Annotated in this window: 11 protein-coding genes; 10 read left to right on the forward strand and 1 reads right to left on the reverse strand. The window is 73.0% G+C overall.

Going from position 1 to position 11892, the window contains the following annotated elements; translation table 11 throughout:
• The coding region (locus tag CCN33_RS18970; RefSeq protein WP_086694778.1) for a hypothetical protein at window positions 1-375 on the reverse strand (375 nt) is incomplete at its 3' end.
• Window positions 376-782: 407 nt separating this feature from the next.
• On the opposite strand from CCN33_RS18970, the gene fmt reads away from it, so the two are divergent.
• From fmt to CCN33_RS19020, 10 genes are all read left to right on the forward strand, one after another.
• Window positions 783-1715 (forward strand): methionyl-tRNA formyltransferase, encoded by a 933-nt coding sequence (gene fmt, locus CCN33_RS18975; protein ID WP_086694769.1) that lies wholly within the window; start codon window positions 783-785, stop codon window positions 1713-1715.
• A gap of 80 nt (window positions 1716-1795) precedes the next feature.
• Complete coding sequence (locus tag CCN33_RS18980) at window positions 1796-3214, forward strand: RsmB/NOP family class I SAM-dependent RNA methyltransferase (RefSeq protein ID WP_086694770.1); 1419 nt, start codon at window positions 1796-1798, stop codon at window positions 3212-3214.
• A gap of 177 nt (window positions 3215-3391) precedes the next feature.
• Window positions 3392-4078 carry a ribulose-phosphate 3-epimerase gene (rpe, locus tag CCN33_RS18985; RefSeq protein ID WP_086694771.1) on the forward strand — a complete coding sequence of 229 codons (687 nt, stop codon included), beginning with the start codon at window positions 3392-3394 and terminating at the stop codon, window positions 4076-4078.
• 90 nt (window positions 4079-4168) lie between these two features.
• On the forward strand, window positions 4169-5212 hold the full coding sequence (locus CCN33_RS18990) for a sugar-binding transcriptional regulator (protein WP_030810559.1): 1044 nt from the start codon (window positions 4169-4171) through the stop codon (window positions 5210-5212).
• An 88-nt stretch (window positions 5213-5300) separates the two neighbouring features.
• Window positions 5301-5753: a guanyl-specific ribonuclease gene (locus tag CCN33_RS18995; protein WP_086694772.1), complete on the forward strand. Its 453-nt coding sequence runs from the start codon at window positions 5301-5303 to the stop codon at window positions 5751-5753.
• Window positions 5750-6085 carry a barstar family protein gene (locus CCN33_RS19000; protein WP_086694773.1) on the forward strand — a complete coding sequence of 112 codons (336 nt, stop codon included), beginning with the start codon at window positions 5750-5752 and terminating at the stop codon, window positions 6083-6085. The genes CCN33_RS18995 and CCN33_RS19000 overlap by 4 nt, the downstream gene beginning before the upstream one ends.
• 126 nt (window positions 6086-6211) lie before the next feature.
• Window positions 6212-7654: a GuaB1 family IMP dehydrogenase-related protein gene (locus tag CCN33_RS19005; protein ID WP_167387898.1), complete on the forward strand. Its 1443-nt coding sequence runs from the start codon at window positions 6212-6214 to the stop codon at window positions 7652-7654.
• Between the two features lie 331 nt (window positions 7655-7985).
• Window positions 7986-9470, forward strand: coding sequence for an amino acid permease (locus CCN33_RS19010; protein ID WP_086694775.1), 1485 nt, complete (start codon window positions 7986-7988; stop codon window positions 9468-9470).
• A gap of 30 nt (window positions 9471-9500) precedes the next feature.
• Complete coding sequence (locus CCN33_RS19015; protein ID WP_086694776.1) at window positions 9501-9953, forward strand: Lrp/AsnC family transcriptional regulator; 453 nt, start codon at window positions 9501-9503, stop codon at window positions 9951-9953.
• Window positions 9954-10061: 108 nt separating this feature from the next.
• A partial coding sequence (locus tag CCN33_RS19020) for a sensor histidine kinase (RefSeq protein WP_086694777.1) occupies window positions 10062-11892 on the forward strand: 1831 nt, incomplete at its 3' end.

Here is an 11892-nt window from a genome sequence, read left to right on the forward strand (position 1 = left end):
CTCGGCCTCGGCCGCGGCCTGGGCGGCGGCCCGGCGGGCGCCGTAACGGCGGTGCACGGCCTGCTTGGTGACGCCGAGCGCGGAGCCCACCGCGTCCCACGAGAAGCCGAGCGAACGGTCGAAGTCCACGGCCGCCGTCACCAGGGTCTCGACACTGTCCCGGAGTTCCTGGGCGAGGCGGACCGTCGGGGCGGGGGCGCGTCCGTAGACGACGAAGCCGGTGGACGGGCCGGAGCGGCGGGGACGGTAGACGTTGCCGAGCTGTGCGGTGAGGGTGCGCAGCGCGTCCACCTGTCGGCGGACCCGCTCGATGTCGCGCACCAGCAAGTGCAGGCTGGCACGGGCCTGGGCGTCGTGCGTTGCGTGGTCGGCCATGAACAAGCCTCTCGAACCGGCGTTGAAAGGAAGTGGGCGGCCGAAGCGGCCCGAAGTGGTCAACTCTCTCTTGACCAACGCGTGGGCGCTCCGCTGGTCACGGGGTGGGGGCGTGCGGGGTGTGTGTGTACGCCGGGGTCTCCCACCCGCGCACCACCTGTTCCCTGTTGGCCGGTTGCTGGACACCATCTGAGGGCGGTCGCCGGCGGCGGCCTCGCGCGGGTGGGCCCCGGGCGGCGCCCCTGCGACGGCCGGGCGTCCGCAGGCCTCACCTGGGCGTTCGCGGCCCGTGCTCCGGTGCCCGCGGGCATCGCCCCGGCGCCCGCGGGCGGGCGACCCGGCGCCCCCTCGCGGTCATAGACTGGTCCGCTGCCGTCCGCTGTCGTTCGAGAGGGTCGTTTCTGACCATGAGGCTTGTCTTCGCCGGTACCCCAGAGGTCGCCGTTCCCGCGCTGGACGCCCTGATCGACTCCGGTCGGCACGAGGTGGCCGCTGTCGTCACGCGGCCCGACGCACCCGCCGGGCGGGGCCGCAGGCTGGTCGCTTCGCCCGTGGCCGAGCGGGCGGAGGAGGCCGGGATTGAGGTGCTGAAGCCGTCCAGCCCGCGCGACCCGGCGTTCCTGGAGCGGTTGCGCGAGATCGCCCCGGACTGCTGCCCGGTCGTCGCCTACGGCGCGCTGCTGCCCCGCGTCGCCCTGGACATCCCCGCCCACGGCTGGGTCAACCTGCATTTCTCGCTGCTGCCCGCCTGGCGCGGAGCCGCGCCCGTGCAGCACTCGATCATGTCCGGCGACCAGATCACCGGCGCCTCCACCTTCCTCATCGAGGAGGGCCTGGACTCCGGCCCGGTCTATGGCACCGTCACCGAGGAGATCCGCCCCACCGACACCAGCGGCGACCTGCTCACCCGGCTCGCCTTCGCCGGTTCCGGACTGCTCGCGGCCACCATGGACGGCATCGCGGACGGCACCCTGAAGGCCGTACCGCAGCCCGCTGAGGGCATCACCCTCGCGCCGAAGATCACGGTCGAGGACGCCAAGGTCGACTGGGCGGCGCCCGCGCTGCGCGTCGACCGGGTGGTGCGCGGCTGCACGCCCGCCCCCGGCGCGTGGACCGTGTTCCGGGGCGAGCGGCTCAAGCTCGTGCAGGTCGCGCCCGTGCCCGAGCGGACCGACCTCGCGCCCGGCCGGCTCGCCGTCGGCAAGAACAACGTGCACGTGGGCACGGGTTCGTACGCGGTCGAGCTGCTCTGGGTGCAGGCGCAGGGCAAGAAGCCGATGCGGGCCGCCGACTGGGCGCGCGGGGCGCGGATCGCCGAGGGCGAGTCGCTCGGCGGCTGACACCCCGCGAGTGGGGGGTGACGGTCCGCCGACGTACGCTGGTGACCGCACCCCCTGACCACATCCGGAGCACCTTTCCCGTGAGCGAGCAGTCCCGTCGGCCGCACCGGCCCGCCAAGCCCTACCGGCGCCCCCAGAAGGACCCCGTCCGCGTCCTCGCCTTCGACGCGCTGCGCGCGGTGGACGAACGGGACGCCTACGCCAACCTCGTGCTGCCCCCGCTGCTGCGCAAGGCGCGGGAGAACGGCGACTTCGACGCGCGGGACGCCGCTCTGGCCACCGAGCTGGTCTACGGCACGCTGCGCCGCCAGGGCACGTACGACGCGATCATCGCCGAGTGCGTGGACCGCCCGCTGCGCGAGGTGGACCCGCCGGTGCTCGACGTACTGAGCCTCGGCGCGCACCAGTTGCTCGGCACGCGCATCCCCACCCACGCCGCCGTCTCCGCCTCCGTCGAGCTGGCGCGGGTGGTGCTCGGCGACGGGCGGGCCAAGTTCGTCAACGCCGTGCTGCGCAAGATCGCCCAGCACGACCTGGACGGCTGGCTGGAGCGGGTCGCGCCGCCCTACGACGAGGACCCCGAGGACCACCTCGCCGTCGTCCACTCCCACCCCCGCTGGGTCGTCTCCGCGCTGTGGGACTCCCTCGGCGGTGGCCGCGCCGGCATCGAGGAACTTCTCGCGGCGGACAACGAGCGCCCCGAGGTCACCCTCGTCGCGCGGCCCGGCCGGTCCACCCCCGAGGAACTGCTGACCGAGGACGCGGCCGTGGCCGGTGACTGGTCCCCGTACGCGGTACGCCTGACCGAGGGTGGCGAGCCGGGCGCGGTGGAGGCCGTGCGCGAGGGCCGGGCCGGGGTGCAGGACGAGGGCAGCCAGCTGGTCGCCCTCGCCCTCGCCAACGCGCCCCTGGACGGCCCCGACGAGAAGTGGCTCGACGGCTGCGCCGGCCCCGGCGGCAAGGCCGCGCTGCTGGCCGCCCTGGCCGCCCAGCGCGGTGCCACCCTGGTCGCCTCCGAGAAGCAGCCGCACCGTGCCGGCCTGGTGGCCAAGGCACTGGCCGGCAACCCCGGCCCGTACCAGGTGATCACCGCCGACGGAACCCGTCCGCCGTGGCGCTCCGGCACCTTCGACCGCGTCCTCATGGACGTCCCCTGTACCGGCCTCGGCGCCCTGCGCCGCCGCCCCGAGGCCCGCTGGCGCCGCCGCCCCGAGGACCTCGAGAACTTCGCCCCGGTCCAGCGAGCCCTCCTCCGCACCGCGCTGGACTCCGTCCGCGTGGGCGGAGTGGTCGGTTACGCCACCTGCTCCCCCCACCTGGCGGAGACCCGGGCAGTGGTGGCCGACCTGCTGAAGCAGCACCCCGACGCCGAACTGATCGACGCCCGCCCCCTCCTCCCCGGCGTCCCCGACCTGGGCGAGGGCCCCGACATCCAGCTCTGGCCCCACAGACACGGCACGGACGCGATGTACCTGGCGTTGATCCGCCGCACCGCGTGAGCCAGGTTTTCTGACGGCCTGACCCCGGGCGCCCTCGAAACCGGGTCAGGGGCAGCCGGCCCGGGGGCGCGGGGAACCGCGCGACAAGCCACAGCGGACCCGCACCCGAGCAACGGACGCCCCTACCACCCAGGACCTGACACCGCACCCCCCGGAGGGGCATGGCAGGCTTGGTCCATGGCCGCGCAGATCAACCCCAGCATCCTGTCCGCAGACTTCGCCCGCCTCGCCGACGAGGCGAAGGCGGTCGAGGGTGCCGACTATCTCCACGTCGACGTCATGGACAACCACTTCGTCCCGAACCTCACGCTCGGCACCCCCGTCGTGGAGTCCCTGGCCCGCGCCACGGACATCCCGCTGGACTGCCACCTGATGATCGAGGACCCCGACCGCTGGGCTCCGCAGTACGTCGAGGCGGGCGCCTCCTCGGTGACCTTCCACGTCGAGGCGGCGCACGCCCCCGTCCGGCTCGCCCGCGAGATCCGCGCCAAGGGCGCCCGCGCCGCCATGGCCCTCAAGCCCGCGACGCCGATCGAGTCGTACGAGGACATGCTCCCCGAGCTGGACATGCTGCTGATCATGACGGTCGAGCCGGGCTTCGGCGGGCAGGCGTTCCTCGACATCACGCTGCCCAAGATCCGCCGTACCCGCGACCTGATCGCCAAGCACGGCCTGCAGATGTGGCTCCAGGTCGACGGCGGTGTCTCGGCCGAGACGATCGAGCGCTGCGCCGAGGCGGGGGCGGACGTCTTCGTCGCCGGATCGGCCGTGTACGGGGCCCATGACCCGGCCGCGGCGGTCCGTGCGCTGCGCGCGCAGGCGGACCGGGCGATCGCCGATTCGACCTGGGCGTGCGGCCACTGAGCCACGCCGAGGTGAACGGTTGAGAGAAGGCCGCCCATCAGGGCGGATTCACGGCGCCGGATCTGCGAGGATGAACGGCGAATCCAGAGTGTGAACAGCAGTGAGGAGAGCGCCGTGTCGGGTATGTCGGCGGGCCGGTCAGCCATGCGGATGGGACCCGCTGAGCTGGTGCAGGCGGCGGCCATGGCCCGCCGCTTCTACCTGGAGGGCAAGTCCAAGATCCAGATCGCCGAGGAGTTCGGCGTCAGCCGCTTCAAGGTCGCCCGGGTCCTGGAGACCGCCCTCGAACGGGATCTCGTCCGTATCGAGATCCGCGTCCCGGCCGAGCTGGACGCGGAGCGCTCGGACGCGCTCCGGGCCCGGTACGGCCTCAGGCACGCCGTCGTGGTCGAGTCCCCGGCCGACGCCGAGGAGACCCCCGACCCGGAGAACCTGGGCGAGGTCGCCGCCGACCTGCTCGGTGAACTCGTCGACGAGGGCGATGTCCTCGGCCTCGCCTGGGGCCGCTCCACCATCCACATGGCGGCCGCGCTCGACCGGCTTCCGCCCTGCACGGTGGTGCAGCTGACGGGCGTGTACGACGCCGGGACCGCGGAACGCGGCTCGGTGGAGGCCGTCCGCCGCGCCGCCCAGGTGTCCGGCGGGGACGCCCACCCCATCTACGCGCCGATGCTGCTGCCGGACGAGGCCACGGCCGCCGCCCTGCGCAACCAGACCGGGATCGCCCGCGCCTTCGAGTACTTCGACAAGGTCACGGTCGCCTGCGTCTCCATCGGTTCCTGGGAGCCGGGCATCTCCACGGTGCACGACATGCTCAGCGACGAGGAGCGTGCGCATTACGCCTCGCTCGGCGTGGCCGCCGAGATGTCCGCGCACCTCTTCGACGCCGACGGCCGCCGGATCGGACGGGACCTGGGCGAGCGGTGCATCACGGTCAAGACCGACCAGTTGCGCCGTATCCCCGAGGTCGTGGCCATCGCGGGCGGGCAGCGCAAGGCCCCGGCGATCGACGCGGTGCTGCGCTCCGGGCTGGTCACCAGCCTGGTGACGGACACCTCGGCCGCGGACTACCTGCTCACCGCGGGCGCCGCGCCGAAGCCCGCCCTCAGCCGCGCCGACCCCGACGGGGTCTGAGTCCCGGCGGGGTCCGAGTCCCGGCGGGTCCGAGGACGCATCCGGCGGAAGGCTGCCACGGCGGGCGGGCCGTGGCAGCATCGGCGGCATGCTGTCGCGGTTCGTCCCCAAGATCCTGAAGAGAAACAGCGGCCGGGCGCGTCTGCTCGCCGGTGTGCTGGCCGTCCTCGGCGCCCTGCTGGCCGGCTGCGCCGGTACGGACACGGCCACCGCGCCCCCGGCCGCCTCCCGGCACGCCGCCTCGGTCCCGGCCTGGGCGGCGGGCATGGCCACCGTCCCCGAGTCCCGGCTGCCCGTCGAGGCCCGGCGCACCCTCGCCCTCATCGACAAGGGCGGCCCCTACCCGTACGCGCGGGACGGGATCGTCTTCGGGAACTTCGAGGGCCGTCTCCCCAGGCACCAGCGCGGTTACTACCACGAGTACACCGTGCCCACCCCCGGCTCCAGCGACCGGGGCGCCCGGCGCCTGGTGACCGGGGACGGCGGGGAGGGCTTCTACACCGATGATCATTACAACTCGTTCCGGGCGGTGCTGAGATGAGCGAAGACCTTGTCGACCGGGTCGCGGTCACCCTCGACCTCAAGGGGGTCCGCGACAAGGCCGGGCTGATGGAGCGGGTGGCGGCCGCGCTGAACCTGCCCGACTGGTTCGGCCGCAACTGGGACGCCCTGCTGGACTCCCTCTCCGACACCACCGTCTGGCCGCCGGCCGCCATCGAGCGCGGGCTGCTGATCGTCGTACGGAACTGGCAGCCGTTCGCCGAGCTGAACGGGCAGGAGTGGCGCATCGCGCGGGACGTGTTCTCCGAGGCGGTGGACCGCACCTCGTTCCTGGACGTGGTGCTCGCCCTTGGAGGAACCTCCGAGCTGTGACCGCGGGTCCCTGGAGGTTCCGTGAGGGCATGGCCAGGGCCCTGGCATGGGAGAATGAAGTACGTGCTCTTTCCCCCTGGCGCACCCGTCAGGGGGTCACCTCTGATCGACTGGGATGTGCGGCACGTGCGTTTCCTCAATGACATCCAGCCCGCCTACGACCTGACGTACGACGACGTCTTCATGGTGCCGAGCCGATCGGCGGTCGGTTCCCGGCAGGCGGTGGACCTCGGCTCCCCCGACGGCACCGGTACCACCATCCCGCTGGTCGTCGCCAACATGACCGCCATCGCGGGACGCCGGATGGCGGAGACGATGGCCCGGCGCGGCGGCCTGGTGGTCATCCCGCAGGACATCCCGATCGACGTCGTCACCGAGGTCGTCTCCTGGGTCAAGAGCCGCCACCTCGTCCTGGACACCCCGATCGTGCTGTCCCCCCACCAGACGGTGGCCGACGCGCTGGCCCTGCTGCCCAAGCGGTCGCACAACGCCGGCGTCGTCGTGGACGCCGACTACCGTCCCGTCGGTGTCGTCACCGACCAGGACCTCAGCGGGGTCGACCGCTTCACCCAGCTCGAGGTCGTCATGTCCCGCGACCTGCTGCTGCTCGACGCCGGCATCGACCCGCGCGAGGCGTTCAACACCCTGGACGCGGCCAACCGCCGTTACGCCCCGGCCGTCGACGCCGAGGGCCGCCTGGCCGGCATCCTCACCCGCAAGGGCGCCCTGCGCGCCACCCTGTACACCCCGGCCGTGGACGCCGACGGCAAGCTGCGCATCGCGGCGGCCGTGGGCATCAACGGCGACGTGGCGGGCAAGGCCAAGCAGCTTCTCGACGCGGGCGTGGACACCCTCGTCATCGACACCGCGCACGGCCACCAGGAGTCGATGATCAGCGCGGTCCGCACCGTGCGCGCCCTCGACCCCCAGGTGCCGATCGTCGCGGGCAACATCGTCTCCGCCGAGGGCGTCCGCGACCTGATCGAGGCCGGCGCCGACATCATCAAGGTCGGCGTCGGACCGGGCGCCATGTGCACCACCCGGATGATGACCGGCGTGGGCCGCCCGCAGTTCTCCGCCGTGCTGGAGTGCGCCGCCGAGGCGAAGAAGCACGGCAAGCACGTGTGGGCCGACGGCGGTGTCCGCCACCCGCGCGACGTCGCCATGGCGCTCGCGGCCGGTGCCTCCAACGTCATGGTCGGCTCCTGGTTCGCCGGCACCTACGAGTCGCCCGGCGACCTCCAGCAGGACGCCAGCGGGCGCCTGTACAAGGAGTCGTTCGGCATGGCGTCCGCCCGCGCGGTGCGCAACCGCACCTCCGAGGAGTCGTCCTACGACCGCGCCCGCAAGGGCCTCTTCGAGGAGGGCATCTCCACCTCCCGCATGTTCCTCGACCCGGCCCGGCCGGGCGTGGAGGACCTGATCGACTCGATCATCGCGGGCGTCCGCTCCTCCTGCACCTACGCCGGTGCCGGTTCGCTGGAGGAGTTCGCGGAGAAGGCCATCGTCGGCATCCAGAGCGCGGCCGGATACGCCGAGGGCATGCCCCTGCACGCGAGCTGGAGCTGATCAACCGCTCGTTCCCCCTGCGGCCCCCGCCCCCCTTTCCGGGAGCGGGGGCCGTACATGTGCGGGGCCGTCCCGGAGGCTCCCCGGCCGCCCGGAGGGCACCTCGCGCAACCATCGAAAAGCCCCGCGCAACGAACTCGCGCCGGGATGCGATGAACGCAACGATCTTGCGGAGATGCGCAAGGTTGCTGCATTACGCCCGTGAAACCCGAACTCGTAGGGTCAGGCGCTGTACACAGGCGTGGCGGGGACCCCGCTCGGCGGGTCCCGGCTGTCAGGGGTTCCGCCGGTTCCCGTCCTCTTCGACCGGCAGCGATGAAGGAGCCAGCGCGTGCTCGACCAAGGCGCACCCTCGCAGTCCCCATCCACCACCGCCCCGTCCTCCCCGGGCCTCGGCGCGCGCCTCATGCGCCGCAAGCCGGTGGAACGCCTGGTGCAGGAGGGCGGACACGGTGAGGGAGGCTCGCTGCGGCGCTCCCTCGGCCTGTGGCAGCTCACCATGATCAGCATCGGTGCCACGCTCGGCACCGGCATCTTCGTCGTCCTCGGCGAGGCGGTCCCCAAGGCCGGACCCGCGGTCACCCTGTCGTTCGTCATCGCCGGTCTGACGGCGCTGTTCTCGGCCCTCTCCTACGCGGAGCTGGCCGGCACCATCCCGGTCGCCGGCTCCTCGTACTCGTACGCGTACGCCACGATGGGCGAGCTGATCGCCTGGATCTGCGGCTGGTGCCTGGTCCTGGAGTACGGCGTCTCCGTCGCGGCCGTCGCCGTCGGCTGGGGCGAGTACCTGAACGAACTGCTCGACGGCACCATCGGCGTCACCATCCCGGACGCGCTCTCCGCGCCGCCGGGGGACGGCGGCATCTTCAACCTGCCCGCGCTGATCGTCGTCCTGCTCGCGATGGCGTTCCTGCTCGGCGGAGCCCGCGAGTCGGCGCGCGCCAACACCATCATGGTGGCCGTGAAGATCGCCGCGCTGGTGCTGTTCTGCGCGATCGGGGTCCAGGGCCTGCGTTCCGGCAACTACGAGCACTTCATGCCGCTCGGCATGGCGGGCGTCAGCGCGGCCGGTGCCACCCTCTTCTTCTCCTACATCGGCTTCGACGCCGCCTCCACCGCCGGCGAGGAGGCCAAGGACCCGCAGCGCGACCTGCCGCGCGCGATCATGCTCTCGCTCGTCATCGTGACCGCGCTGTACGTCCTCGTCGCGGCCGTCGCCGTCGGCGCGAAGCCCTGGCGGCAGTTCGGCGACTCGGAGGCCGCGCTCGCCGAGATCATGAAGGACGTCACCGGGCAGACCTTCTGGGGCACGCTCCTGGCGGCCTGCGCCGTCGTCGCGATCGCCAGCGTCGTGCTGACCGTCCTCTACGGCCAGACCCGCGTCCTGTTCGCGATGGCCCGCGACGGCCTGGTGCCCAAGGTGTTCGCCCGGGTCCACCCGAAGACCGGCACGCCCCGCGCCAACACGGTCATCGTCTCGCTGTTCTGCGGTGTCCTCGCCGCCGCGATCCCGCTCGGCCAGCTCGCCGACGCCACCAGCATCGGCACACTGTTCGCCTTCGCCCTGGTCAACGTCGCCGTCGTGGTGCTGCGCCGGACGCGCCCGGCCATGCGCCGCACGTTCCGGGTTCCGTTCGCTCCGGTGATGCCCGCGATCGGCTTCCTGCTGTGCCTGTGGATGATGGCCTCCCTCTCCGCCGTCACCTGGGCGGTCTTCGGAGTCTGGATGGCCGTCGGCCTCGTGTTCTACTTCAGTTACGGCTACCGCCGGTCCCGGATGGCGAACGCGGAACCCACCGTCGCCGAGCAACCGTAGAACTCCTCCCAGAAAAGTGAACCACCCGCAGTGCTGAACGATCTCGACGAACGCATCGTGCACGCCCTCGCCGAGGACGCCCGCCGCTCCTACGCGGACATCGGGCAACTGGTCGGTCTGTCCGCGCCCGCCGTGAAGCGGCGCGTGGACCGGCTGCGGGCCATCGGAGCCATCACCGGCTTCACCGTCCGGGTGGAGCCGGCGGCCCTCGGCTGGGAGACCGAGGGGTACATCGAGATCTACTGCCGCAGCAACACCTCGCCGGAGACCATCCTGCGCGGTCTGGAGCGCTACCAGGAGGTGGTGGCCGCGTCCACGGTCACCGGGGACGCGGACGCCATCGCCCAGGTCTTCGCCTCCGACATGCGGCACTTCGAGCGGGTCCTGGAGCGGATCGCCGGGGAGCCCTTCGTGGAGCGGACCAAGTCGGTGCTGGTGCTCTCGCCGCTGCTGCGCCGCTTCTCCTCGGGCGCGCCGGGCTGACAGGCCTCGTGGGCCCGGCCGGGCTACCCAAGGTAACCATTGCGCTCCCCGGAGCGATCCCGTAGGTTGTCCGGCACTTTCTACCCACTGGTAACCGGCAGGTGATCCATGCGTTGGCCCCTCTGCCGTCCCCGGACCGTCCGCGCCCGGATCGTTGCCCTGGCCCTGGCCCCGGCTCTCGCCCTGACGGTGCTGTGGAGCTTCGCCATGGTCTCCGTCACCGGTGAGTTACGGGCCCTGATCCGGCTCCAGGGGGTCTACGAGGACTACGGCACCCCCGTGGACACCGCGGTCGGACAGATCCAGATCGAGCGCCGCCTGTCCGCGGCCTATCTGGGCGGACCGCGCACGACCGCGCCGGCCGCCGCCCTCCTCGCCCAGCAGCGCCGCACCGACCGCGCGGTCAGCGCCATGCGCCGGGCCATGGCGAGCGGCGACCGGGACCGGCTCACCGCCCGGCAGCGGCGGGCCCTGGACGCCATGGTCACGGCCACCGGGAAACTGGAGGCGCTGCGCCGTGACGTACTGGCGCGGCGGATCGTCTGGGACCGGGCCGTCACCGAGTACAGCGCCCTCGTCGAGCCCGGCTTCGGTGTCCAGTCCGCGCTCACCGCGCTCCAGGCCGGACAGCTCGCCCGCGAGGCGCAGATCCTCGTCGAGCTGGTGCGCGTGAGGGAGTTCGTCTCCAGGGAGGACGCCCTGGTCGCCGGGGCGCGAGCCGCGGACACCCTCACCCCCGCCCAGTACGCCCAGCTGACCGCCACCATCGAGGACCGCCGTGTCTTCGAGCGGACCTACGCGCCCGACCTGCCCGCCGACTCCCGCGCCCTGTACGAGAAGTTCCGCGACGGCGCTCCGCACCGGGCGCTGGAACACGCGGAGGACGCGCTGCTCGCCGCCGGGGCCGACGGCGCGGACGAGGCCGTCGGCGCCGACACCTGGCGCTCGGTCGCGGACCGGGCCGTGCACAGCTACATGCGGATGTGCTCCCGCGCCGCCGAGAACTCCGCCGCCCGCGGACGGGCCTTCGCCTACCGGGAGTTGACCAAGGCGGCCGTCGTCGGCGCGATCGGGCTCGCGGCCGCGGCCCTCTCCCTGTGGCTCGCGGTACGCGGTGCCCGGCGCGTCTCCCGGCGGCTGGAGAACCTGCGCGACGCGGCCGACCTGCTCAGCACCCGCCAACTCCCGGACGTGATGCGCCGGCTGAGCGCGGGGGAGCGGGTCGACGCGGTCGCCGAGGCCCCGCCCCTCACCGCCGGCGAAGCAGGCGACGACGAGATCGGCCAGGTCGGCCGCTCCTTCAACACCGCCCGGCTCGCCGCCGTCGAGGCCGCCGTCCACCAGGCCACCCTGCGCCAGGGCCTGTCGGCGGTCCTGCTCAACATCGCGCGCCGCAACCAGGCGCTCGTGCACCGGCAGTTGAAGCTCGTCGACACGCTGGAGCGGCGCACCGACGACCCGGACGTGCTGAGCGAGCTGTTCCGGATCGACCACCTCACCACCCGGATGCGCCGCCACGCCGAGAGCCTGATCATCCTCTCCGGCGCCGCGCCCGGCCGCCGCTGGCGCGGACCGGTGCCGGTGGCGGACGTGGTCGCCTCGGCGGTGAGCGAGATCGAGGCGTACGCCCGCGTCGTGGTGCCGCCGATGCCGGGTGACGGGATCGCGGCCGACGCCGTCGCCGACGTCGTGCACCTGCTGGCCGAACTCCTGGAGAACGCCACTCTGTTCTCGCCCCCGCACACCGAGGTCACCCTGCGCACCGGGCACGAGGACGGCCGCCTCGTCCTGCGCGTCGACGACCGGGGCCTGGGCCTGGACGCCGGACAGCGCGAGGAGGCCGCACGCACCCTGCGCGACCCCGACGCCTTCGACCCCACCCGGCACGACCGGCTCGGCCTGTACGTGGTCGGCCGCCTCGCCGCCCGGCACGGCATCG

The sequence above is a fragment of the Streptomyces recifensis genome, assembly GCF_002154615.1.
Taxonomy (GTDB): Bacteria; Actinomycetota; Actinomycetes; order Streptomycetales; family Streptomycetaceae; genus Streptomyces; species Streptomyces griseoluteus.